Below are 25,413 nucleotides of genomic sequence, written 5' to 3'. Positions count from 1 at the left end.
CCGCTAACCCCTGGCGGCCAGCCAGCGCAGGAACTCCGCTTCCGCCATCGGTACGCCCAGATGGAAGCCCTGGCCCAGGGCACAGGGCTGCTGCTCCAGCCAGGCGAGCTGGGCGGCGTTCTCCACGCCCTCGGCCACGCACTCCAGGCCCAGGTTGCGGGCGATCACCAGGATGGTCTCCACCAGCATGGCGCCGCTGCCGTCGCCCTCCAGGTCGTGGACGAAGCTGCGGTCGATCTTCAGGCGGTCCAGCGGCAGGCGCTTGAGGTAGGTCAGCGAGGAGTAGCCGGTACCGAAATCGTCGATGGCGAAGCGCACGCCCTGCGCCTTGAGCGCATGCATGGTGGCGATGCAGCGTTCGACATCCTCCAGCAGCACGCCCTCGGTGATCTCCAGCTCCAGCGCGCCATGCGGCAGGCCATGGCGGCGCAGACAGTCGCCGATGCGCGCCGCGCAATCGGCCTCGCGCAGCTCGCGCGGGCTGAGGTTGACCGCCAGCACCAGCTGCGGCCACTCGACCAGCCAGCGCGCCAGGCTGGCACAGGCATGCTCCAGCACCCAATGGCCGAGGTCGTGGATCAGCCCTGTCTCCTCGGCCAGCGGGATGAACTGCCCCGGCGGGATGTCACCACGCTCGGGGTGACGCCAGCGCACCAGCACCTCGGCCCCGGCGACACGACCGCTGGCCAGCTCCAGTTGCGGCTGGAACACCAGGTACAACTGCTCGCGACTCATGGCCAGGCGCAGCTCGCTCTGCAGCTGCAGGCGCTGGTCGATCACCGCCTGCATCTCCGGGGCGAAGAAATGCAGGGCGTTGCGCCCGGAATGCTTGGCCCGATACATGGCGGTATCGGACTGCTTGAGCGCATCGGCGGCGGCCTGATCGGGCAGCGGGTGCAGGGTGATGCCGATACTGGCCGTCACGGCCAGGTCGTGACCGTAGATCTGGAAACTGGATTGCAGGCCGGCCAGCAGCTTCTCGCCGACCTCCGCGGCCATCTCGCCGGCCAGCGCCGGGTTGTCGGCCAGGGTTTCGAGCAGCACCACGAACTCGTCACCACCGAGCCGCGCCAGGGTGTCTTCGGCGCGCAGATGACCGGCCAGACGTACCGTCACCTCCTTGAGCAGGGCATCGCCGACCGGATGACCGAGGCTGTCGTTGACCGTCTTGAAATGGTCCAGATCGATGAACAGCAGCGCGCCGAAGCTACCCTCGCGGCGCTCGCGGGCCATGGCGTGCTCCAGGCGGTCCTGCAGCAGGCGACGATTGGGCAGGCCGGTCAGCTCGTCGCTGTAGGCCAGGCGCTCGATCTCGCGCTGGTAGCGCTGGCGCTCGGAGATGTCGATGACGCTGCCACGCAGCAGCAACGGCTCGCCCGGCATGCGCACCAGGCGGATCTCGCAGGGCAGCTGGCGCCCGGCGAAATCGCGGTGCAGCCACTCGAACACCGGCGTCGCGCCGGCGATGGCCTGCTCGACGTAGGCCCGCCCCGCCGCTTCCGAGGCACGCCCGTCGGGTTGCCGCGCCGGGCTCAGTTCGCTGGGCGTGCGCCCGAGCAGATCGTCGCGACTGCAGTGGAACAGGCGCAGGGCATTGGCGTTGGCGTCGATGATGCCGCCCTCGGGACTGAACAGCAGGATGGCCTCCGGCGCGTGCTCGACCAGGGTGTGGTAGCGCGCTTCTGCCTCGTAGCGTGCGGTGATGTCCTCCACCAGGGTCAGGCAGGCTTCCAGGCTGCCGTCCTTGTCACGCACCGCACGCAGGCTGAGGCGGGTGTAGACGACACTGCCGTCCTTGCGTAGGAAGCGTTTCTCCAGCTCGTAGTCGTCGCGTTCGCTGTTGCGAATGGCGGCAAACAGCGCCTCCTCGCGCTCGATGTCGTCCGGGTGGCTGATTTCCAGCCAGCGGCTGGCGCGCAGCTCCTCGCGGTTGCGGCCGAGGATCTGGCACAGCTTGAAGTTCACCTCCAGCCACTGCCGCTGCGGGCTGACCATGGCCATGCCGATCAGCGGAGCCTCGAAGAACAGGCGCAGCCACTCGTCGCGCTCGCGTAGCTGGCGCTCGGCGCGGCGCCGCTCGCTGATGTCCTGGATCGCCCCGTACAGGCGCACCGGCTGATCGTCGTCGAACTCCACGAAGCCCTTCAGGCGTACCCAGCGCTGGGTGCCGCGGGCACCGATCAGGCGCACCTCCAGGTCGAACGGATCGCCGCTGACCAGGATCTGCTGCAGGGTCTCGTTCATCAGTTTCTGGCTGGGTGCGTCGTAACGGTCCAGCGAACCCTGCATGTCCGGCGCACCGCCGGCCGGGTCCAGTTCGTTGAGGCGGAAGCAGCCGTCGGTCCAGTACATGCGCTGGCTGGCCAGGTCCAGCACCCAACCGCCAATGTCAGCCAACTCCTCGGTCTGGCTCAGCAGATGAGTCTGACGCAGCAGCTCCTCGCGGCGCTGGGCCAGCTCGGCGCCGAGGCGCTCGCGCTCGCTGACATCGAAGTTGAGCGCGACGATATGGGTCGCCTGGCCCTGCTCGTCGAGCAGCGGCGCCACCGTCACCTCGTTCCAGAACTGCTGGCCGTTCTTGCGGTAATTACGTAGCACCTCCTGGTGCGGCACGCCGTGGCGCATGGCCTGGCGCACCCGCAGCAGGCCGCTCTGCGACTCGTCCTGGTCGATCAGCAGGCGGCTGGAGGCGCCGAGTATCTCGTCCCGCGAGTAGCCACTGATGCGCTCCAGCGCCGGGTTGCAGTAGATGAAGGGCAGGCCGGGCTGGCGCAGGTCGGAGATGGACACGCCCAACGGGCAGGCCTGCAGCGCCAGGTTGGCCAGGGCCAGTTCCTTCTGCATCGCGGCGCTGCGCCGCAGGGTATTGCGCAGATCACCCAGGGCACGCCCCACCAGCAGCGCGGCGAGCATCAGCAACAGCACGCTGAAATGCATCTCCAGGCGCTGCGGTGCGCCCAGCTCCAGCTCGCCACCGAGGCGCCCGGCCAGCGGCAGCAGCATGACCGCCAGCGCCGTCAGGGCCGTACCCCAGAGCGCCCCGGCGAAGCCCCAGAGCAATGCCAGGGTCAGCAATAGAACGCCGATCAGCGGCAGGATCAGCAGCAACGGCAGCCAGCACAGCGACAACGGCAGCACGGCCAGCAGCACCGGCAACAGCCACCAGGGCAGCACCCGCACGCCGACGCCTTCCTCGCCCAGGGCCGGCCCCGTCAACAAGGCCCAGCCGCGCCGGCGCAGGCGACGAGTCAGCAGGCACAGCAAGGGCAGCGCCACGGCCAGGGCGGTGAGACTGTCCAGCAGCCAGAATTCGAGGATGGTCTCGCGCCACCGCCCGCCCTCCAGTTGACCACGGAGCAGCAGACCCGCCTGTATCAGCAGGGAGCCGAGCAGCGCCGGCGCCAGCACACCGAGCAGGACGAAGCGCAGCAGGTTGGCCACATCCGGCAGTTCGGCATTACTGCGCCGGCCCAGGGCCAGCCAGGCGAAGCCGATGGCGAGGGTCTCCGGTAGCGCGTAGAGCGGCGCCCAGTGCCAATCCAGCCCCCATAGCGGCGCGCAGAGCATGGCGTTGAGGTACAGCGCCAGCAGCACCCGCGGCCCCCACCAGAGCACCAGGCACAGGCCGATGGCGAACGGCAGGTAGCAGAGCGCCGCCCCCGCGGCGAACTGAGTCGAGAGCGACAACCAGGTGGCCAGATTGAGCAGCGGCAACGGCAGCCACCAGGTCCAACTCGGCAGTCGGGCGGAATCTACAACCATGCTGACCTCGCGCGAAACACCAGAGCAGCATAGATCAGGCCGGCTAGAGCGGCCGGATCATGTTCCAGCCCCAGCAGGTCGTTGAAAGCGTTGCCGAGGCAGCCAGCGCAAGGCAAAAACAGGCGAAGAAGCGCAGTTTACGAAGGGTAAATGAGCATTCTGAGCCTGTTTTTAACGCGGCGATGGCAACGCAGGTAGCTTTTCAACAACCTGCTAGCTGGCGTCGCGTGGCAGCAGCAGGCCCAGGGGCAGGCAGATGCGGGCTTCCAGACCGCCACCGGAGCGGTTGCGCAGCTCCACGCTACCGCCGTGCAGCGAGGCGATGCGCTTGACGATGGCCAGGCCCAGGCCTGTGCCCTTGCCGCCACGAGCACGGTCGCCGCGGATGAAGGGATTGAAGATCTCGCCCATCTCTTCCGGCGCCACGCCCGGGCCGCGGTCGAGCACGCTGAGCACCACATAGGGCGCGCTCTCGTCGCCGGCCAGGCTGGTGACCACCTCGACGCCCTGGCCGCCGTAGCGCAGGGCGTTCTCCAGCAGGTTGACCAGCAGGCGCTTGATCGAAACACGGCGCAGCGGGAACAGCGGCAGCTGCTCCAGGCACAGGCGCACCTGCTCGCCCTGCTGGTTGTAGGGCGCAACCACCTCGCGTACCAGGTCGCCGAGGTCGAAGATCTCCGGTTTCTCGTCGCGGCCGTCGCGGATAAAGGCGAGGAACTGGTCGAGGATGGCGTTCATGTCCTCGACATCGCGAATCATGTCCTCGGTCAGCTCGGCATCACTGCTCATCAGCTCCAGCGACAGGCGCAGGCGGGTCAGCGGCGTGCGCAGGTCATGCGACACGCCGGCCAGCATCAGCTCGCGCTCACGGGCGCCGCCTTCGATGTTCTCGGCCATCTGGTTGAAGGCGCGATAGACCTCGGTCATCTCGCTCGGCGTATCGCTGATCGGCAGGCGCACGCTGCGCCCCTGGCCGAACTGCCGGGCGGCGAATACCAGGCGTTTGAGCGGCGCGTTGAGCTGACGCACGAAGATCCAGGCCGCCGCGGTGGACAGCAGGCCGATGCCGAGGAACCAGCCGAGCACGCTCCAGATCTTCTGCCCGCGCAGCGGATAGGGATACAGCGGCACCTTGAGCCAGTCCGGCCCCAGGCTCGGCGCACGCACCCACAGCGCCGGTGGGCTCTGCACGCGCACGCGCACCTCGGTGTCAGGCCCCAGTTCGGACTGCATCTGCCGCAGGAACACCTCGGAATAAGGCCAGTGCTGCTCGGTGGCCGGCACCTTGTCCTGCGGCACGCGGGTCAGGGTCGCCGCCTCGGCGATGTGGTCGCGATCCTCCGGCTCCGCCGCCCAGTAGGCGCGCAGGGTCAGCGCCGCGCCGTGGCTGTACTGGCGGTCGACCAGCATGTCCTCGTTCATCATCAGGTACACCAGGGTCAGGGCCTTGGAGAACAGCACGACGATGAGCACCAGCCAGAGGGTGCGGGCGAAGAAGCTTTGCGGGAACCAGAGCGGGGTTTTCATTTGCGGGCGCGACGCCATTCGGAATGGGCAGGAAAGCGGCCAGCGGCCCTTTCCAGCAAGAGGTGAACGATGGCGGGCAGGCCGTCAGCGGCGCTGCCCACCCGGTCTGCTACTTGGCGCCGTCCGGCACGAACACGTAGCCCACACCCCACACGGTCTGGATATAGCGCGGCTTGGACGGGTCCGGCTCGATCAAACGGCGCAGACGGGAAATCTGCACGTCGATGGAGCGTTCCAGTGCGTCCCACTCGCGGCCACGGGCCAGGTTCATCAGCTTGTCGCGGGTCAGCGGCTCGCGGGCATGCTGGACCAGGGCCTTGAGCACGGCGAACTCACCGGTGGTGAGCATGTGCAGCTCCTCGCCCTTCTTCAGCTCGCGAGTAGCCAGTGACAGCTCGTACTCGCCGAAGCTGACGGTCTCGTCCTCGCTGGCCGGAGCGCCCGGTACCACCGGCGCCTGGCGGCGCAGCACGGCCTTGATCCGCGCCAGCAGCTCGCGCGGATTGAAGGGCTTGGCCAGGTAGTCGTCGGCGCCGCCTTCCAGACCCTGGATGCGGCTGGCCTCGTCGCCTTTGGCGGTGAGCATGATCACCGGCACCTGGTTGTTTGCTTCGCGCAGACGGCGACAGGCGGACAGGCCGTCCTCGCCCGGCAGCATGAGGTCGAGCACCAGCAGCTGGAACAGCTCGCGAGCCAGCAGACGGTCCATCTGCTCGACATTCTCCACCGCGCGCACGCGGTAGCCCTGCTCGCTGAGGAAGCGCTCCAGCAGGCGGCGCAGGCCGGGGTCGTCGTCGACTATGAGGATCTTTTCGCCTTCGGCGGCGGCTGTACTGCTCATGTTCTCTCCTGTACGGATGGCCCGGCATTATCGCCCAGGGGCTGCCGGCAGCGGCCTGTCCATTGTTAGCAGATTTTTCCCCGAACGGTTCCCAATGCTTTCCGACCCGGTGTTTATAATGCGGCGCTTTCGCGTCGGCACCGGCGTGGTTTTTCTGTCAGGTAGGGTTCATGGATAGCATCAACAAGCGTATCGCCGCCGAGCTCGGCGTCCTCCCGCAACAGGTCGCCGCCGCCGTGGCCCTGCTCGATGAAGGCTCCACCGTGCCCTTCATCGCCCGCTACCGGAAGGAAGTGACCGGCAGCCTGGACGACACCCAGCTGCGCCACCTGGAAGAACGCCTGCGCTACCTGCGCGAGATGGACGAGCGCCGCGCCTCGATCCTCACCAGCATCGAGGAGCAGGGCAAGCTGACGCCCGAACTCAAACGCGAGATCGACGAGGCCGACACCAAGACTCGCCTCGAAGACCTCTACCTGCCATACAAGCAGAAGCGCCGCACCAAGGGCCAGATCGCCCTGGAGGCAGGCCTCGGCGAGCTGGCCGACGGCCTGTTCAACGACCCGAGCCTCAATCCTGAAGCCGAGGCCGAGCGTTTCGTCGACGCCGAGAAGGGCTTCGCCGACGTCAAGGCCGTGCTGGAAGGCGCCAAGTACATCCTCATGGAGCGCTTCGCCGAGGACGCCAGCCTGCTCGACAAGCTGCGCTCCTTCCTGAAGAACGAATCCACCCTCAGCGCCCGCGTGGTCGCTGGCAAAGAAGCCGAAGGCGCCAAGTTCAGCGACTACTTCGAGCACGACGAAGCGCTCAAGGGCGTGCCGTCGCACCGTGCACTGGCGATCTTCCGCGGTCGCAACGAGGGCATCCTCGGCGCCAGCCTCAAGGTCGGCGATGAAGCCCCGGGCACCATGCACCCGTGCGAACTGATGATCGCCGAGCGCTTCGGCATCGAGCAGCGCGGCCGCGCCGCCGACAAGTGGCTGGGCGAAGTGGTGCGCTGGACCTGGAAGGTCAAGCTCTACACCCACCTGGAAACCGACCTGCTCGGCGAGCTGCGCGAGAAGGCCGAGGACGAGGCGATCACCGTGTTCGCCCGCAACCTGCACGACCTGCTGCTGGCCGCCCCGGCCGGCCCGCGCGCTACCCTGGCGCTGGACCCGGGCCTGCGCACCGGCTGCAAGGTGGCCGTGGTCGACGCCACCGGCAAGGTGTTGGAAACCGCCACCGTCTACCCGCACGCCCCGCGCAACGACTGGGACGGCACCCTGGCCATCCTCGCCAAGCTGTGCGCCAAGCACGCGGTGGACCTGATCTCGATCGGCAACGGCACCGCCAGCCGCGAGACCGACAAGCTGGCCATCGACCTGATCAAGCTCATGCCGGCGCTGAAGATGACCAAGGTGATGGTCTCCGAGGCCGGCGCCTCGGTGTACTCCGCCTCCGAGCTGGCCGCCCGCGAATTCCCGGACATGGACGTGTCGCTGCGCGGCGCCGTTTCCATCGCCCGCCGCCTGCAGGACCCGCTGGCCGAGCTGGTGAAGATCGACCCGAAATCCATCGGCGTCGGCCAGTACCAGCATGACGTGTCGCAGCTCAAGCTGGCGCGCTCGCTGGACGCGGTAGTCGAGGACTGCGTGAACGCCGTCGGCGTGGATGTGAACACCGCCTCCGCCGCCCTGCTGGCACGCATCTCCGGCCTCAACAGCACCCTGGCGCAGAATATCGTCAGCCATCGCGACCAGAACGGCGCGTTCAAGACCCGCGCCGAGCTGAAGAAAGTACCGCGCCTGGGCGACAAGACCTTCGAGCAGGCCGCCGGCTTCTTGCGCGTGATGAACGGCGACAACCCGCTGGACGCCTCCGCCGTGCACCCGGAGACCTACCCGCTGGTGCAGCGCATTGCCGCTGATACCGGCCGCGACGTGCGCTCGCTGCTGGGCGACTCCAGCTTCCTGCGCAGTCTCGATCCCAAGCGCTTCACCGACGAGAGCTTCGGCCTGCCGACCGTCACCGACATCCTCAAGGAACTGGACAAGCCGGGCCGCGACCCGCGCCCGGAGTTCAAGACCGCCGAGTTCCAGGAAGGCGTCGAGAGCCTCAAGGACCTGCAGCCGGGCATGATCCTGGAAGGCGTGGTGACCAACGTCACCAACTTCGGCGCCTTCGTCGACATCGGCGTGCACCAGGACGGCCTGGTACACATCTCGGCCCTGTCGGAGAAGTTCGTCAAAGACCCCTACGAGGTCGTGAAGGCCGGCGACATCGTCAAAGTGAAAGTCATGGAAGTGGATATCCCGCGCAACCGCGTCGGCCTGACCATGCGCATGAGCGACACTCCCGGCGAGAAGGTCGACGGCCCGCGCGGCGGTGCCCGCGGTAATGGTGGGCAGAATCGTGGCGGCAACCAGCCGCGCAGCGAGCGCCACTCCAGCCAGGACAAGCCGGCCCCGACCAACGCGGCCATGGCCTCGCTGTTCGCCAACGCCAAGCAACTGAGGAAGTAAGCCATGAGTGACGCATCGCCCGTCGGCAAGGACAGCAACTTCAGTCGCCTGCTCGGTATCCGCATCCTGCGCGCCGAGAACGGCGAGGCCGAGCTGCGCATGAACATGCAGGAGCAGATGCTCAACCTGCACGGGCGCATGCACGGTGGCGCGCTGTTCTCGCTGCTCGATACCGCCCTCGGCCAGGCCAGCCATAGCCTGTTCGGTGGCGAGGCCGGCAGCATGACCCTGGAGTGCAAGATCAACTACATCCGCGCCGTCGAGGATGGCGAGGTGGTGTGCATCGCCAAGGTCATCAACGCCGGGCGCAAGGTGCATGTGATCGAGGCGCGCGCCAGCCAGGGCGACAAGCTGGTGGCCAGCGCCCAGGCCACCTTCATCTGCAAATAACCGAGCCAGCTCCTCGGGATTGCGCCGACCCTGGCTGTCGGCGCATCCTCCCCTTCCGGTCAGGCGACAGCGTCCGTCCGCGTACCCGACTTGCAGTGTGGCGGCTCCACCCCCATATAGGGGCGACCGTCGAGTGAAGGAACAAGAATCTTGAGCGATCTCCTCAACCGCCGCCTGGCCCTGCTCGGCGATGCTGCCCACCTGTCCCTGCTCACCCGCAGCCTGCACGGCATCGAGCGCGAGACCCTGCGCGTCAACGCAACCGGCGAGCTGGCGCAGACGCCACACCCGGCAGCCCTGGGTTCGGCGCTGACCCACACGCAGATCACCACCGACTATTCCGAGGCCCTGCTGGAGTTCATCACCCCGGCCGAGCCCGACCCGGCCGACACCCTGGCCGACCTCGAACGCATCCACCGCTTCGCCGCCAGCCGTCTGGACGGCGAGTACCTGTGGAGCCCCTCGATGCCCGGCCTGCTGCCGGAGGAAGAGGAAATCCCGATCGCCCGCTACGGCAGCTCCAACATCGGCCGCCTCAAGTACGTGTACCGCCAGGGCTTGGCCCTGCGCTACGGCCGCACCATGCAGTGCATCGCCGGCATCCACTACAACTTCAGCCTGGCGGAAGACCTGTGGCCGCTGTTGCAGCGCCTGGATGGCGACACGCAGAGCGCGCGCGACTACCAGTCGGCCGGCTACATCGCGCTGATCCGCAACTTCCGCCGCTACAGCTGGCTGCTGATGTACCTGTTCGGCGCCTCCCCAGCCCTGGACGCCAGCTTCCTGCGCGGCCGCCCGCATCAGCTGCTGCAGCTCGACGAAGACACCCTGTACCTGCCGCACGCCACCAGCCTGCGCATGAGCGACCTGGGCTACCAGAGCAGCGCCCAATCCGGCCTCACCCCCTGCTACAACGACCTGGCCAGCTACACCGAGAGCCTGCGCGCGGCGGTGGCCACGCCCTACCCGGCCTATGCCGAGGTCGGCACCAAGGACGCCAATGGCGAATGGCTGCAGCTCAACACCAACATCATCCAGATCGAAAACGAGTACTACTCGAGCATCCGCCCCAAGCGTGTCACCTACTCCGGCGAGCGACCGATCCAGGCGCTGATGAGCCGCGGAGTGCAGTACGTCGAGCTGCGCTGTCTGGACATCAACCCCTACCTGCCGCTGGGCATCGATCTCGACCAGGCGCGCTTCCTCGACGCCTTCATCCTGTTCTGCGCCCTGTCCGACAGCCCGTTGCTGGCCAGCGGCGTGTGCCGCGCCAGCACTGACAACTTCCTCAAGACGGTCAAGGAAGGCCGCCGCCCCGGCCTGCACCTGCAGCGCGACGGCCAGCAGATCGAGCTGAAGACCTGGGCCGGCGAGCTACTGGAAGCCTTCGCCCCCATCGCCGCCCTGCTCGACCGCGCTTACGGTGGCGAGGCCTACAGCCAGGCCCTGCAGCTGCAACAACGCAAGGTGGCGGACGTCAGCCTGACACCGTCGGCGCAGGTACTGGCCGAGCTGCAGGAGCGTGGCGAAAGCTTCCGCGACTTCGCCCTGCGTCAGAGCAAGGCCCACGCCGCGACCTTCCGCAGCCAGCCGCTGAGTGCCGACGAGGAGCAGACCTTCGAGCGCATGGCCCGCGAGTCGCTGGCAGATCAGGCCGAGCTGGAGAGCGCGCCAACCGGCGACTTCGACACCTTCGTCGCCGCCTACCAGGCCAGCATCCTCGGCATAGGCGTTTGAAATCAGGCACCTGGCGCGTCTAGCGGGACTCCGTCACAAAACCGCCACGCCGACCGCTCGGCCCTGACCAGCGGCACGTCGGCGGCCGCGCCAAGGGCTAGCCTGTGGGGAAACCCGCATTGGCCACCGCCATGACGCCCGCCGAAGACAACCACGACTGGAGCCTGGAAAGCCTGAACAAGGCCTACCAGCAAGGCTATATGGCCGGACTCACCGGCCAGCCGCAGCATGCTCAACCCTACCCTGCCGAAGTGCTGGCCGCCGCCTGGGAGGCCGGCTGGGACGACGGCAACGAGCAGTACACCCAGCATCAGCGGCGCAGCGCCTGATTTTTTCACCCCGAATGAAAAAAGGGCCGCAATCGCGGCCCTTTTTATTTCAGTGGCGCCTAGAGCGCCTTCTCGAAGATCTTCGAGTTGCGCTGATAGTTGTACAGCGACGCCCGTGCCACCGGCAGGCGCTCCACGCCGCTGGCCTCGAAGCCGCGCTCCTGGAACCAGTGGGCAGTGCGGGTGGTGAGCACGAACAGGGTCTTCAGCCCCAGCGCCCTGGCGCGCTCTTCGATGCGCTCGAGCAGCTCGTCGCCGCGGCCACCGTGGCGGTACTCGGGATTCACCGCCAGGCAGGCCAGCTCGCCGGTCTCCGAATCGGCGATCGGGTACAGCGCGGCGCAGGCGATGATCAGGCCGTCGCGCTCGACGATGCTGAACTGGCCGATCTCGCGCTCCAGCACTTCGCGCGAACGGCGCACCAGGATGCCCTGGTCCTCCAGCGGAGTGATCAGCTCGATCAGGCCGCCGACGTCCTCGATGGTCGCCTCGCGCAGCGATTCGAACTGCTCCTGGTCGACCAGGGTGCCGCCACCGTCGCGGGTGAACAGCTCGGTGAGCAGCGAGCCGTCTTCCATGTAGCTGACGATATGGCTGCGCTTGACCCCGGCGCGGCAGGCCTGGGCAGCGGCATCGAGCAGCTCGGCCTGGTAGCAGCTGCCCAGGCGCACCAGGTGCGCCGGTACCTGCTGTGGCCGCAGCTCGCGCACCAGCTTGCCGCTCTCGTCGATCAGGCCACGCTCGGCGCTGAACAGCAGCAGCTTGTCGGCCTGCAGGTCAATGGCGGCGCGGGTGGCGACGTCCTCGCAGGCCAGGTTGAAGATCTCCCCGGTGGGCGAGTAGCCGAGCGCCGAGAGCAGCACAATGCTGCGCTCGTCGAGCAGGCGGCCGATGCCCTTGCGGTCGACCCGGCGCACTTCGCCGGTGTGGTGGTAGTCGATGCCATCGACCACGCCGATCGGCCGCGCGGTGACGAAGTTGCCGCCGGACACGCGCAGGCGCGAGCCCTGCATCGGCGAGGCGGCCATGTCCATCGACAGGCGCGCCTCGATGGCGATGCGCAGGCGGCCGACGGCGTCGATCACGCAGTCCAGGGTCGGGCCGTCGGTAATGCGCAGGTCGCGATGGTAGCGCGGCGTCAGGCCACGCTCGGCCAGGCGCGCCTCGATCTGCGGGCGCGAGCCGTGCACCAGCACCAGGCGCACGCCGAGGCTGTGCAGCAGCACCAGGTCGTGGACGATGTTGCCGAAATTCGGGTGTTCCACGCCCTCGCCGGGCAGCATGACCACGAAGGTGCAGTCCCGGTGGGCGTTGATGTAGGGCGAAGCGTGGCGGAGCCAGTTGACGTAGTCGTGCATGGGCGGCCTGTAGGCAAAGACGGACGAGCGATGAAGTGCCTTCTCCATGAGGAGAAGCAAAGGTCGGTCTAGCGTCGTCGCAACATCGGCACGCCTCGCATGGCTGAACGGGTCATAGGCAGTAGTGCTGGATCAGCTGGCGCAGCAGAACCACGGTAGGTTCGATGCGCGCCAGCTCGAGGAATTCACCCGGCTGGTGGGCACAGGCGATGTCGCCCGGGCCGAGCACGATGGTCTCGCAGCCGAGCTGCTGAAGATACGGGGCTTCGGTGCCGAATGCCACCGCCTGCGCCGCATGCCCGGTGAGCTTCTCGGCCAGGCGCACCAGTTCGCTGTCGGCGGACTGCTCGAAGGGCGGCACGTTGGCGAACAGCGGCGCGTAGTCGATCTTCACCTGGTGCCGCTCGGCCAGCGGCTGCAGCTTGGCGCGGATAGCCGCACGCAGCTGCTCCGGGTCCATGCCCGGCAGCGGTCGCAGGTCGAACTCCAGGGCGCACTGGCCGCAGATACGATTGGGGTTGTCGCCGCCGTGGATGCAGCCGAGGTTCAACGTCGGTTGCGGCACGCCGAACTGCGGGTTGCTGAACTCGCGCTGCCACTGGGCACGCAGGGCGCGCAGCTCGCCCATCACATCCTGCATGGCTTCGAGGGCGCTGTGGCCGAGGCTGGGGTCGGAGCTGTGGCCGCTCTGCCCGAGGATATCGATGCGCTCCATCATCACGCCCTTGTGCAGGCGGATCGGCTTGAGGCCGGTCGGCTCACCGATCACCGCGGCGCGGCCCAGCGGGCGACCGGCGTCGGCCAGAGCGCGGGCACCGGCCATCGAGCTCTCTTCGTCGCAGGTAGCCAGCACCAGCAGCGGCTGCTTGAACGGCTGATCGAGCAGACCGCGCACCGCCTCGACCACCAGCGGGAAGAAGCCCTTCATGTCGCACACGCCGAGGCCGACCCAGCGATCGCCCTGCTCGGTCAGCTTGAGCGGGTCGTTCTGCCACAGCGCGGCATCGAACGGCACGGTATCGCTGTGCCCGGCCAGCACCAGGCCGCCGGGACCGCTGCCGTAGGTGGCCAGCAGGTTGGCCTTGCCCGGCGCCACCTCCTGGATCTCGCAGGCGAAGCCGAGATCACCCAGCCAGCCAGCCAGCAGCTCGATCACCGCGCGATTGGACTGATCCCAGCCGGGCTGGGTGCAGCTCACCGAGGGCGTGGCGATCAGTGCGGCGAACTGATCCTTGAGAGAGGGAAGCGGCATGGCGTGTCTCCATCGTTCTGCGCCCATCATAGAGAGGCCGGCGGCCCCTGCCTACGCCGCGCCGGCACGACCTTTCGTCCGAGCCGACACGTTCGGAAACGTGCCGCCGAGCGAAAGTTCCCGCCATCTGGCATACTTCGCGCCCCTTTTTCCGGTCACGAAAACGTCATGTTCGAGATATTCAGCGGGCTCGATGCCTGGGTTGCCATCAGTCTGGTGCTGGCCCTCGCCTTTGTCCTGACCTTCGAATTCATCAACGGTTTCCACGACACCGCCAACGCGGTGGCCACGGTGATCTACACCAAGGCGATGCCGCCGCACCTGGCGGTGATCGCCTCCGGCATCTTCAACTTCCTCGGCGTGGTCCTCGGCGGCATCGGCGTGGCCTACGCCATCGTCCACCTGCTGCCGGTTGAGTTGCTGATCAACGTCAACACCGCCCACGGCCTGGTGATGGTGTTCTCCCTGCTCAGCGCGGCCATCGCCTGGAACCTGGGCACCTGGTACTTCGGCATCCCCGCCTCCAGCTCGCACACCCTGATCGGCTCGATCCTCGGTGTCGGCCTGGCCAACGCCCTGCTCACCCACGTGCCGCTGGCCGACGGGGTGAACTGGCAGAAGGCGATCGACATCGGCCTGTCCCTGCTGCTCTCGCCGCTGGCCGGCTTCGCCGTCGCCGCGCTGATCCTGATCGGCCTGCGCCGCGCCTTCGCCGACTCGAAGATGCACGAGACGCCGGAGAGCCGTAAGGAAATCAAGGGCAAGAAAAAGCCGCCGTTCTGGAACCGCGTGGTGCTGATCGCCTCCGCCATGGGCGTGAGCTTCGTGCACGGCTCCAACGACGGCCAGAAGGGTATCGGCCTGATCATGCTGGTGCTGATCGGCATCGTCCCGGCCAAGTTCGTCCTCGACCTCAATAGCACCACCTACCAGATCGAGCGTACCCGCGACGCCGCCCAGCATCTGCAGCAGTTCTACAGCCGCAACCACGACTCGCTGAGCGAGTACCTGGCCCTCGGCAAGAACAACACTGCCGAGATGCCCCAGCAATTCCGCTGCGATGCCAAGCTGACCGAGCCGACCATCGTCGCCCTGCTGCAGGACCTGAGCGGCGTCACCGACTACAACCAGATGGACAACGAGAAGCGCACCCAGGTACGCCGCTACCTGCTGTGCTTGGACGACACCGCGAAGAAGGTCGGCAAGCTCGAAGGCCTGCCCAAGCGCGAGAAGGCCGACCTCGAGAAGCTGCGCAAGGACCTCACCGCCACCACCGAATACGCCCCGACCTGGGTGATCTTCGCCGTGGCCCTGGCGCTGGGCATCGGCACCATGGTCGGCTGGAAGCGCGTGGTACTGACCGTCGGCGAGAAGATCGGCAAGCAGGGCATGACCTACGCCCAGGGCATGAGCGCGCAGATCACCGCGTCCATCGCCATCGGCATGGCCAACATCTACAGCCTGCCGGTGTCGACCACCCACGTATTGTCGTCCGGCGTCGCCGGCACCATGGTCGCCAACAAGAGCGGCCTGCAATTCGGTACAGTGCGCAATATCCTGATGGCCTGGGTGCTGACCCTGCCGGCCACCATCCTGCTGTCCGCAGGTCTGTTCTGGCTGGGCGTGAAGCTGTTCGTCTGAACACCGCCCGCCGCATGACAAGGCCGCCCACGGGCGGCCTTGTTGTTTTTCGAATTGCTCAGAGAGTCCCGAAATGGCCAAAGAAACCGAGATCAAGCTGCGCGCCAGCCGCGAAACCCTCGCCGCCCTGCGCGACCACCCGCTGCTGAAGAAGCGCAACAAGTCCGGCTGGCAGACCCACGAGCTGTTCAATCAGTACTACGACACCGCCGAGCGCGACCTGGCCGGGGCCAAGGTCGCCCTGCGTCTACGCCGCGATGGCGAGCAGTTCATCCAGACCCTGAAGAGTCGCGGCCAGAGCGTGGCCGGGCTGTCCGAGCGTAACGAGTGGGACTGGCAGCTGAAGAAGGCCAAGCTCGACCTCAAGCTGCTCGGCGACGACTGCTGGCCGGCCAGCCTGGCCGAACTGGACAAGAAGAGCCTGCAACCGATCTTCACCACCGACTTCGTCCGCGAGAAGGCGGAGATCGCCTGGGGCCGTGGCAAGGCCAAGACTGTGATCGAAGCGGCCCTGGACCTGGGCAAGGTGGTCGCCGGCGAGGGCGAGGAAGAAATCTGCGAGCTGGAACTGGAACTGCGCGAAGGCGAGCCGGCCGCCCTGCTGGAGCTGGCCTGCGAGCTGGCCGCCGACCTGCCGCTGATGCCCTGCGACATCAGCAAGGCCGAGCGCGGCTATCGCCTTTACGACGCCGGCAGCTACAGCCTGAGCCTGCCGCTGCCTGAGCTGAACGCCGAAATGACGCTGGACGACGCCTTCGCCGCCCTCGCCTGGCACCTGCTGGGCAGCAGCCAGCGCCTGGCCGAGCAATACCGCTGGAACGGCCACTGGAAGCTGCTGGAGCAATGGCTGCAACAGCTGATCGACCTGCGCGCGCTGCTCAGCAGCCTCGGCCAGGCCGCGCCGCGCGCCTCCAGCCGCGAGCTGCGTGAAGGCCTCGACGCCCTGCTGGCCGACTGGCGCCCGCGTCTGGCCGCCGGCCGCGACGACGAAGCGCTGCGCCACAACTGCCCGGCCATGTTCGCCGGCGAGCTGCTGGGCAACCGCTGGGGCCTGCTGTCGCTGCAGCTGTCGCGCTGGCTGCTCGCCCGCGCCTGGACCGTCGAGCGCAACAACCGTGGCCAGCGCCAGGGCAACGCCGCGCTGGGCAACTGGCTGCCGACCCTGCTGAGCGAAGAGGCCGAGGGTCTGCGCCTGAAGCACTACCAGCAGTTCCCCGAGGGGCTGGCCGAGCAGTTGCCGCGCCTCGAGCGCATCCAGGCCTGGCTGCGCCTGGCCCGTCAGGTACCGGAGCTGCCCGAGCTGGATCGCCTGTATGGCGAGCTGGGCAAACTGCAAGCGCTGTTCTCCCCGGCCAACGATCCCGAGGTGCTGGCCGCACGCGTGGCACAAGCCCATACTGTGGCGACGCTCAAACCCTGGAAGCTGCTGCTGAAATAAGCTGCTCGCCCCGTCATCCAGAACAAAGGGAGCTCCATGTCCGCCCTCGCCTCACCCGCCCAGGACCGCTGGCTCGACCTCAACGATATCCTCCGCGAACTGGTGGCCCAGGGGCGGATCGCCCAGGAGCAGGCCGAGCAGTGCATGATCCTACGCCGCTCCTCGGCCAATGCCCAGCTGCACCCCCTGGAGTTCCTCGCCGCCCAGCAGGTCGATGACCTGCAGCGCCCGGGCAAGAAACACGACCTGGAAGGTCTCACCGTGTGGCTGGCCAACCACTCCGGCCAGCCGTACATGCGCATCGACCCGCTAAAGATCGATGTGGCCGCCGTGACCCCGCTGATGTCCTTTGCCTTCGCCCAGCGTCACAAGATCCTCGCCGTGGCGGTGGACAGCGAAGCGGTGACCATCGCTAGCGCACAACCCTTCGTGCATGGCTGGGAAAGCAACCTGATCCACGTGCTCAAGCGCCCGATCAAGCGAGTGGTGGTCAACCCGGCGGACCTGCAGCGCTTCACCAACGAGTTCTATCGCCTGGCTCGCTCGGTCAGCAGCGCCAGCGCCCAGGATGTGAAGATCAGCGGTGCCGGCAACTTCGAGCAGCTGCTCAACCTCGGTGCCCAGGACCAGGAGCCGGATGCCAACGACGCGCACATCGTCAATATCGTCGACTGGCTGTTCCAGTACGCCTACCAGCAACGCGCCAGTGACATCCACATCGAGCCGCGTCGCGAGACCGGCACCGTGCGCTTCCGCATCGACGGCGTGCTGCACAACGTCTATCAGTTCCCGATCCAGGTAACCATGGCGGTGGTCAGCCGCCTGAAGAACCTCGGACGGATGAACATCGCCGAGAAACGCAAGCCGCAGGACGGCCGGATCAAGACCAAGACCCCGGACGGCGGTGAAGTGGAACTGCGCCTGTCGACCCTGCCCACCGCCTTCGGCGAGAAGATGGTGATGCGGATCTTCGACCCCGAGGTGCTGCTGAAAAGCCCCGACCAGCTTGGCTTCTCGCCGGACGACTTGCGCCGCTGGGAGAGCATGACCGGCCAGCCCAACGGCATCATCCTGGTCACCGGCCCCACCGGCTCGGGCAAGACCACCACCCTGTACACCACGCTCAAACAGCTGGCGACCGAGGAGGTGAACGTCTGCACCATCGAGGACCCGATCGAGATGATCGAGGGCGCCTTCAACCAGATGCAGGTGCAGCACAACATCGACCTGAACTTCGCCGCAGGCGTGCGCGCACTGATGCGCCAGGACCCGGACATCATCATGGTCGGCGAGATCCGCGACCTGGAAACCGCCGAGATGGCCATCCAGGCGGCGCTGACCGGTCACCTGGTGCTGTCCACGCTGCACACCAACGACGCGCCCAGCGCCATCAGCCGCCTGCTCGAGCTGGGCGTACCGCACTACCTGCTCAAGGCCACCATCCTCGGCGTCATGGCCCAGCGCCTGGTGCGCACCCTGTGCACGCACTGCAAGGCGCCGGTGGAGCTGGACGAGGAGAACTGGCAGGAACTGACCCGGCCCTGGAGCGCCCCGCTGCCGACCGGCGCCCATCGCGCCGTCGGCTGCCTGGAGTGCCGCGAGACCGGCTACCGTGGCCGTGCCGGGGTCTACGAGATCATGCTGCTCAACGATGGCATCAAGCCGCTGATCAACGCCGATACCGATCTCGTGGCCCTGCGTCGCGGCGCCTTCAAGGACGGCATGCGCAGCCTGCGCCTGTCCGGCGCGCAGAAGGTCGCCGCCGGCCTGACCACCATCGAGGAAGTGCTGCGGGTCACTCCGCAGAGCGAACAGAAGTGAACTGAACCGGGCAGCGCTGCGCTGCCCGCATGACCCAACCGCGAAAAAGGAGTTTTTATGGAAGTCGGTGGTGTGATCTTTCTCTTCGTCGGCCTGGCCGTGGCCGTCGTGTTCATGGGCTTCAAGGTAGTACCGCAGGGCTATGAGTGGACGGTGGAGCGCTTCGGCCGCTACACCAACACACTCAAGCCGGGTCTCAACATCATCGTGCCGGTGATGGACAAGATTGGGCGCAAGCTCAACGTCATGGAGAGCGTGCTGGACATCCCGCCGCAGGAGGCGATCAGCGCCGACAACGCCATCGTCACCATCGATGCGGTGTGCTTCTTCCAGGTAATCAACTCGGCCCAGGCGGCCTATGAGGTGAACAACCTGGAGCACGCCATCCGCAACCTGGTGATGACCAACATCCGCACCGTGCTCGGCTCGATGGAGCTGGACCAGATGCTCAGCCAGCGTGACGCGATCAACGAGCGCCTGCTGCGCACCGTCGACGAGGCGACCGCGCCCTGGGGCATCAAGGTCACCCGTATCGAGATCAAGGACATCAGCCCGCCCGCCGATCTGGTCGAGGCCATGGCCAGCCAGATGAAGGCCGAGCGCCTCAAGCGCGCCCAGATCCTCGAAGCCGAAGGCAAGCGCCAGGCCGAGATCCTCACCGCCGAGGGCAAGAAACAGGCGCAGATTCTCGAGGCCGAGGGTGAGCGCCAGGCCGCCTTCCTCGAGGCCGAGGCCCGCGAGCGGGCTGCCCAGGCCGAGGCCGAGGCGACCCGCGTGGTGTCCGAGGCCATCGCCGGCGGTAACGTGCAGGCGGTCAACTACTTCGTCGCGCAGAAGTACGTCGAGGCTCTGGGCAAGCTGGCCTCGGCCAACAACAGCAAGGTGGTGCTGATACCGCTGGAAGCCACTCAGGTGATTGGCGCCGTCGGCGGCATCGGCGAGATCGTCCGCGCCACCTTCGACAAGGACGGCAAGAAGTGATCGAGTACCTGCAGCACCTGTCGTTCTGGGACTGGCTGGCCTTCGGCACCGTGCTGCTGATTCTCGAGGTGTTCGGCGCTGGCGGCTACCTGCTGTGGATCGGCATGGCCGCCGCCGCGGTCGGCGTGCTCACCTACCTGTTCCCGGAGCTGCCCTGGGCCTGGCAGTTCCTCGTCTTCGCCCTGCTCTCGGTGCTTACCGCGGTGTTCTGGTGGCAACGCCAGCGCAGCGCGGCCAAGCCCTCGGATGCACCAGGCCTGAATCGTCGCGGCAGCGAGTTCGTCGGCCGCAACTTCGTCCTGCACGAAGCCATCGTCGGCGGCCGCGGCAAGATCAAGGCCGGCGACACCCTCTGGCTGGTCAGCGGCCCCGACCTGCCGGCCGGCAGCGAAGTACAGGTCACCGGTCAGAACGGCGTGCTGCTGGTCGTGCAGCCGCTCTAGTCGAGCGAGGCGACCAGCCAGCCTTCGCGCTGGTCGCCCGACCTCTCGCCAACCGATCACTTTTTGTCCAGCTGGGCCGAATCGGCTACCCTGCACGACAAAGCCCAAGACGTCAGCCGGAAGACGCCATGCCACCGCCCCCAAGAGGCCCCCGCCAGACAGGCCTGGAAGACAGCGCAAGGCGCTCGTTGATGAGCCTGATCTTCGCCGCTACTGGCCTGACCATCGGCGGCTTCTCGATTCTCCAGTTCCTCGCCGACAACGCCCTGTTCGCCAGCGTCGAGCTGCTGGTCTGCGCGGCCCTGCTGTGGGCCTCGCGCGGCATCTACAAGACCCATCACCTGGAACTGTGGATCTACCTCTATCTGGTACCGGTCTGCGCCTTCCTGGTCTACATCACCCTGATGCCGGAGGCCTCCTCCAGCGCCTTCGTCTGGACCTACCTGATTCCGCTGCTGTCCTACCTGCTGCTCGGCAAACAGCGCGGCCTGCGCCTGGCCGTGCCGTTCCTCGGCACCGCCCTGCTGCTGTACTACTGGCGCTATCCGCTGCCGCAGACCCCGCACGCGATGATCGACGCGGGCAACGCCATCCTCTGCGGCGCCCTGATCCTGGTCTTCGTCCACCTCTACGAGACCCGCCGCGCGGTGACCTTCTCGCAGATCGAGCACCAGGCGCAGACCGACCCGCTGACCGGCGTGGCCAGCCGCGGCCACTTCAAGCAGGAGCTGCTGCGCGCCCTGCAGGAAGCGCAGCGCAGCGACAGCCCGCTGGTGCTGGTGCTGATGGACATCGACCACTTCAAGGCCGTCAATGATCGCTGGGGCCACGAGGCCGGTGACCATGCCCTGCGCCATATCTGCGACCTGCTGCTGGAGCGCCTGCGCGTCACCGACACCCTCGGCCGCCTGGGCGGCGAGGAGTTCGGCCTGCTGTTGCGCAGCACCGACCTCGACAGCGCCAAGCCGCTGGTGGAAGCGCTGCGCGAGCTGATCAGCAGCCACCCGCTGCACTATGGCGAGCAGCCCATCGCCCTCTCGGCCACCTTCGGCCTGGCCCAGTGGCCGCAGGATGGCGTAACCACCGACGAGCTGTATCGCTGCGCCGACGCCCGCCTGTATGCCGGCAAGCAGCAGGGTCGCAACTGCCTGGTCAGCGGCAACCTGGAGATGCGCATCTCCGACACCCTGCCCTAGCAAAAAAAACGGCGCACTCGTGGTGCGCCGCTACTGCAAGATTTTCAGTACAACTTCGTGGGAGGCCGGATCGGCGCTTGTGGCGGCGATCCGGATATGACGGTGCGCCCCGGGGCGAACCCTCATATTCGTCGGGGTCAGAGCGGCGTCAGCAGCTCCCCCTTGTCGATGAAGGCCTGCAGGTTGGCGAGCACCAGCTCTTCCATCTGCAAACGGGTCTCCTCGGTACCACTGCCGACGTGCGGCAACAGCACCACGTTGGGCAAGGTGAACAGTGCCTCGGGCACCTGTGGCTCGGCCTCGAACACATCCAGACCGGCGCCGCCGAGCGTGCCCGCCAGCAGCGCCTCGACCAGCGCCGCCTGGTCGACCACGCTGCCGCGGGCGATGTTGACCAGGATGCCCTGCGGGCCCAATGCGGCCAGCACCTCAGCGCCGATCAGGTGATGGGTGGCCGCGCCACCCGGGCAGGCCAGCACCAGGAAGTCCGCCCAGCGCGCCAGCGCCAGCAGGTCAGCCTCGTAGCCATGCGAGCTGGCCGGATTCTCTCTCCGCTGGTGGTAACGCACCGGCATATCGAAGCCCTCGGCGCGCCGGGCAATGGCCTGGCCGATGCGACCGTAGCCGACGATGCCGAGCTTCTTGCCGCTGACCTTGCGCGTCAGCGGAAAGCTGCTGCCGAGCCAGCTGCCGGCACGCACGAAGCGGTCGGCCGCGGCCAGCTGGCGCGCGGTGTCGATCATCAGGCCCAAAGCCAGGTCGGCCACGCAGTCGTTGAGCACGTCCGGCGTGGTGCTGAGGGCGATAGCAGGTCCAGCGGGTAAGGGTCGTAGCCGACGCCGAAGCTGCAGATGGCGCGCAGGTTCGGCAGGCAGGCCAGTTGCTCGGCGCTGCAGCCGAAGCGCGACGACGACACCAGCAGCCCGAACTCGCCACCGTGCTCGCGCAGGAACGCCTGCGGGTCGGCCTGCTGCCACAACGCGGTGGCGCCGTGGCGCTCGACCAGGGTGCGATTGAAGCGCTCGCTGAGCGGGCCCAGATGCAGGACGTGGGGTGCGGTCATTTCAGTCTCCACGACGACTCAGGTCACCGGTGCCGGATTGAACAGGGTCAGGTCGTTGTGCAGCTTATGCCGTTCGGCCCAGGTCTGCTGCCGGCCGCTGGCCACGTCGAGGTACAGCTGGAAGATGTGCCAGCCCATCTCCTCCAGGCTCATGCGCCCCGAGGTGATCTGCCCGGCGTCGACGTCGATCAGGTCCGGCCAGCGCTCGGCCAGCTGGGTGCGGGTCGAGACCTTGATCACCGGCACCATGGACAGGCCGTAGGGCGTGCCGCGACCGGTGGTGAAGATGTGCAGGTTCATCCCGGCGGCGATCTGCAGGGTGCCGCAGATGAAGTCGCTGGCCGGCGTGGCGCAGAACCACAGGCCCTTGCCGCGAATCCGCTCGCCCGGCGACACCACCCCGGCGATGGCACTGGAGCCGGACTTGGCGATCGAGCCCATGGCCTTCTCGACGATGTTGTTCAGCCCTCCCTTCTTGTTGCCCGGCGTGGTGTTGGCGCTGCGATCGGCCATGCCGCGGGCCAGGTAGGAGTCGTACCAATCCATCTCGCGGATCAGCGCATCGGCGACTTCCACCGAGGCCGCACGCGGGGTGAGCAAATGGATGCCGTCACGCACCTCGGTGTTCTCCGAGAACATCACGGTGGCGCCGGCGCGCACCAGCAGGTCGGCGGCCACGCCGAGAGCCGGGTTGGCGGTGATGCCGGAGAAGGCGTCGCTGCCGCCGCACTGCATGCCGACTACCAGTTCGCTGGCCGGCACCGTCTCGCGGCGGCGCTCGTTGAGCACCTTCAGGCGCTCCTCGATCATCGCCAGGATCTGCTCGACCATGCCGGTGAAGCCGCTGCCGGAATCCTGCAGGCGGAACAGCCACTCCTCCTCGTCCATGCCATTGGTCAGCGCGTCGCCATCCATCAGCTGGTTAGCCTGCAGCTTCTCGCAGCCGAGGCCGATCACCAGCGCCTGACCACCCAGATTGGGATTGCGGCTGATGTTGTACAGGGTGCGGATCGGCACCACCGCGTCCGGCGCGTTGATCGCCACGCCGCAGCCATAGCTGTGCGACAGGGCGACCACGTCGTCGACGTGCGGGTAGCGCGGCAGGATCTCCTTGCGCACACGATCCACGCAGTGGTCGAGCACACCGACCACGCACTGCACGGTGGTGGTCACGCCGAGGATGTTGCGCGTGCCCATCGTGCCGTCCGGATTGCGGAAGCCCTCGAAGCTGTAGCCCTCCAGCGGCTCCACCGCGGGCGCCGGCAGGGTCGCCTTGGGCAGGTTGTCCAGCGCCGGCGGCTCGGGCATGCGCAGGTGCGCCTCGGTGACCCAGGTGCCGGCGGCGATGGCGCGCAGGGCGTAGCCGATCACCTCGCCGTAGCGCACCACTTCGGCGCCCTCGGCGAGGTCACGCAGGGCCACCTTGTGGCTCTGCGGAATCCCCTCGACGGCTTCCAGGCCATCGTCGAAACGACCGCCGGCGGCCACCCCCTGTTCGTTGACCACCACGCCGACGTTGTCGGCGGGGTGCAGGCGGATGTAGCGCGGCGAATCCTGGTGGGCAATCAACTGCATGTCACGTACTCCTCGGGAACTCAGGCCGACGCCAGTTTCTGCGGCTGGCCGGGCGCCGCCTCGGGCTCCTGCCCGCCCTGCGGGCTGGGGCCGTCATCCAGCTCCACGCGCTGGATCTTGCCGACGATCACCAGATAGCTGAACACCGCGACCAAGGCGTTGGCGCCGACGTACACCAGGGCCCACTTGAACGAACCGGTGGCGGCGATGATGTAGCCGATGACGATCGGCGTGGTGATCGAGGCGACGTTGCCAAAGGTGTTGAACAGGCCACCAGAAAGTCCGGCGATCTGCTTCGGCGACGTGTCCGCCACCACTGCCCAGCCCAGCGCGCCGATGCCCTTGCCGAAGAAGGCCAGGCTCATGAAGCCGATCACCATCCACTCCGCCGAGACGTAGTTGCAGAACACCATGCTGGTCGACATCAGCAGGCCGACCACGATCGGCAGCTTGCGGGCGAAGGTCAGCGAGTGACCGCGGCGCAGCAGCCAGTCGGAGATCAGGCCGCCGAGCACGCCACCGATGAAGCCGCAGATCGCCGGCAGGGAGGCGACGAAACCAGCCTTGAGGATGGTCATGCCGCGCTCCTGCACCAGGTACACCGGGAACCAGGTGAGGAAGAAGTAGGTGATGCCGTTGATGCAGTACTGGCCCAGGTACACGCCGAGTAGCATGCGGTTGGTCAGCAGCTGCTTGATGTAGCTCCACTTGGGTCCGCCGCCGGCCTTCTTCTGGTCCATGTCGACCAGGCCGCCGTTGCTCTCGATGTGCGCCAGTTCGGCGGCATTGATGCGCGGATGGTCCTTGGGGTTGTAGATGGTCTTCATCCAGATGCCGGAGAAGACGATGCCCAGCGCGCCCATCACGATGAACACGTGCTCCCAGCCGAAGGCGTGGACGATCCAGCCCATCAGCGGAGCGAACAGTGCTGTGGCGAAGTACTGCGCGGAGTTGAAGATGGCCGAGGCGGTGCCGCGTTCGGCGGTGGGGAACCAGGCCGCGACGATGCGCGCGTTGCCGGGGAACGACGGCGCCTCGGCAAAGCCGACCAGGAAGCGCATGACGAACAGGGTGACCACGGCCCAGGCTAGCGGCATCACGCCGACAAAGCCCTGCAACATGGTGAACAGCGACCAGATGAAGATGCCCGCCGCATACACGCGTTTGGAGCCGAAACGGTCGAGCAGCCAGCCGCCCGGGATCTGCCCGATCACATAGGCCCAACCGAAGGCGGAGAAGATATAGCCGAGGGTCACGGCGTCGAAGCCGAGATCCTTCTGCATGCTGGAGCCGGCGATGGAAATGGTCGCGCGGTCGGCGTAGTTGATCGTGGTCACCAGGAACAGCATGAGCAGGATCAGGTAACGCACGCGGGTCTGCTTGAGTTCTTGCATGGTTGATTCCCCATTTGTTCTTGTCGGGGTTAATACAGGCTACCGGCTTGCGGCCTGGGCCGCGTGCCGGGGCGATCAGCGCACCAGGCAGGGGCGGTTGTACTCGGAATGGCCTCCGGGAGCCGGACATCGCGCGGCAGCGGCGACCAGGCATGGATTAC

The 25,413-nt window shown here is 67.1% G+C and carries 17 protein-coding genes and 1 pseudogene; 10 read left to right on the top strand and 8 right to left on the bottom strand.

What is annotated here, in order from left to right:
• Positions 1–3: 3 nt before the first annotated feature.
• The 3 genes from PTT45_RS20370 to ompR all read right to left on the bottom strand — a co-directional run bounded on the left by PTT45_RS20370 (position 4) and on the right by ompR (position 6,130).
• The gene (locus PTT45_RS20370) at positions 4–3,762 is read right to left on the bottom strand and encodes a bifunctional diguanylate cyclase/phosphodiesterase (protein WP_273815807.1); all 3,759 of its coding nucleotides are present in this window, start codon (positions 3,760–3,762) and stop codon (positions 4–6) included.
• A gap of 213 nt (positions 3,763–3,975) precedes the next feature.
• On the bottom strand, positions 3,976–5,289 hold the full coding sequence (locus PTT45_RS20365; protein ID WP_273815805.1) for an ATP-binding protein: 1,314 nt from the start codon (positions 5,287–5,289) through the stop codon (positions 3,976–3,978).
• A gap of 109 nt (positions 5,290–5,398) precedes the next feature.
• Complete coding sequence (gene ompR, locus PTT45_RS20360) at positions 5,399–6,130, bottom strand: osmolarity response regulator transcription factor OmpR (protein WP_273815804.1); 732 nt, start codon at positions 6,128–6,130, stop codon at positions 5,399–5,401.
• Positions 6,131–6,300: 170 nt separating this feature from the next.
• Between ompR and PTT45_RS20355 the strand changes: the two genes are divergently transcribed.
• The 4 genes from PTT45_RS20355 to rmf all read left to right on the top strand — a co-directional run bounded on the left by PTT45_RS20355 (position 6,301) and on the right by rmf (position 11,090).
• On the top strand, positions 6,301–8,634 hold the full coding sequence (locus PTT45_RS20355; RefSeq protein WP_273815803.1) for a Tex family protein: 2,334 nt from the start codon (positions 6,301–6,303) through the stop codon (positions 8,632–8,634).
• 3 nt (positions 8,635–8,637) lie between these two features.
• Positions 8,638–9,024, top strand: coding sequence for a PaaI family thioesterase (locus PTT45_RS20350; RefSeq protein WP_052081126.1), 387 nt, complete (start codon positions 8,638–8,640; stop codon positions 9,022–9,024).
• 150 nt (positions 9,025–9,174) lie between these two features.
• A complete protein-coding gene (gshA, locus tag PTT45_RS20345) occupies positions 9,175–10,761 on the top strand; it encodes a glutamate--cysteine ligase (protein WP_273815802.1) in 1,587 nt (528 codons plus the stop codon).
• Positions 10,762–10,892: 131 nt separating this feature from the next.
• Complete coding sequence (rmf, locus tag PTT45_RS20340; RefSeq protein ID WP_273815801.1) at positions 10,893–11,090, top strand: ribosome modulation factor; 198 nt, start codon at positions 10,893–10,895, stop codon at positions 11,088–11,090.
• A gap of 59 nt (positions 11,091–11,149) precedes the next feature.
• Here the strand turns inward: rmf and argA are convergent, their stop codons facing one another.
• Positions 11,150–12,448 (bottom strand): amino-acid N-acetyltransferase, encoded by a 1,299-nt coding sequence (argA, locus tag PTT45_RS20335; protein WP_273815800.1) that lies wholly within the window; start codon positions 12,446–12,448, stop codon positions 11,150–11,152.
• Positions 12,449–12,560: 112 nt separating this feature from the next.
• Positions 12,561–13,700 (bottom strand): acetylornithine deacetylase, encoded by a 1,140-nt coding sequence (gene argE, locus PTT45_RS20330; RefSeq protein ID WP_273815799.1) that lies wholly within the window; start codon positions 13,698–13,700, stop codon positions 12,561–12,563.
• 168 nt (positions 13,701–13,868) lie between these two features.
• On the opposite strand from argE, the gene PTT45_RS20325 reads away from it, so the two are divergent.
• From PTT45_RS20325 to PTT45_RS20300, 6 genes are all read left to right on the top strand, one after another.
• Positions 13,869–15,341: an inorganic phosphate transporter gene (locus PTT45_RS20325; RefSeq protein ID WP_273815798.1), complete on the top strand. Its 1,473-nt coding sequence runs from the start codon at positions 13,869–13,871 to the stop codon at positions 15,339–15,341.
• Positions 15,342–15,414: 73 nt separating this feature from the next.
• Positions 15,415–16,779 carry a CYTH domain-containing protein gene (locus PTT45_RS20320; RefSeq protein ID WP_273815797.1) on the top strand — a complete coding sequence of 455 codons (1,365 nt, stop codon included), beginning with the start codon at positions 15,415–15,417 and terminating at the stop codon, positions 16,777–16,779.
• 36 nt (positions 16,780–16,815) lie between these two features.
• On the top strand, positions 16,816–18,600 hold the full coding sequence (locus tag PTT45_RS20315; RefSeq protein ID WP_273815796.1) for a GspE/PulE family protein: 1,785 nt from the start codon (positions 16,816–16,818) through the stop codon (positions 18,598–18,600).
• Between the two features lie 57 nt (positions 18,601–18,657).
• Entirely contained in the window at positions 18,658–19,581 is a 924-nt protein-coding gene (locus PTT45_RS20310) for an SPFH domain-containing protein (protein ID WP_273815795.1), read from the top strand.
• A complete protein-coding gene (locus tag PTT45_RS20305; protein WP_273815794.1) occupies positions 19,578–20,024 on the top strand; it encodes an NfeD family protein in 447 nt (148 codons plus the stop codon). The genes PTT45_RS20310 and PTT45_RS20305 overlap by 4 nt, the downstream gene beginning before the upstream one ends.
• Positions 20,025–20,152: 128 nt before the next feature.
• Complete coding sequence (locus tag PTT45_RS20300) at positions 20,153–21,220, top strand: GGDEF domain-containing protein (protein ID WP_337961744.1); 1,068 nt, start codon at positions 20,153–20,155, stop codon at positions 21,218–21,220.
• Between the two features lie 137 nt (positions 21,221–21,357).
• Here PTT45_RS20300 and PTT45_RS20295 read toward each other — a convergent pair.
• From PTT45_RS20295 to PTT45_RS20285, 3 genes and pseudogenes are all read right to left on the bottom strand, one after another.
• Positions 21,358–22,283 (bottom strand): annotated as a pseudogene (locus PTT45_RS20295) (2-hydroxyacid dehydrogenase).
• 18 nt (positions 22,284–22,301) lie between these two features.
• Complete coding sequence (gene garD, locus PTT45_RS20290; RefSeq protein ID WP_273815792.1) at positions 22,302–23,858, bottom strand: galactarate dehydratase; 1,557 nt, start codon at positions 23,856–23,858, stop codon at positions 22,302–22,304.
• A 20-nt stretch (positions 23,859–23,878) separates the two neighbouring features.
• Positions 23,879–25,252, bottom strand: a complete 1,374-nt coding sequence (locus tag PTT45_RS20285) for an MFS transporter (protein WP_273815790.1) — start codon at positions 25,250–25,252, stop codon at positions 23,879–23,881.
• Positions 25,253–25,413 lie beyond the last annotated feature (161 nt).

The organism is Pseudomonas sp. Gutcm_11s (assembly GCF_028649395.1).
Taxonomy (GTDB): Bacteria; Pseudomonadota; Gammaproteobacteria; order Pseudomonadales; family Pseudomonadaceae; genus Aquipseudomonas.
This window is presented reverse-complemented; position numbering and strand designations above follow the sequence as displayed.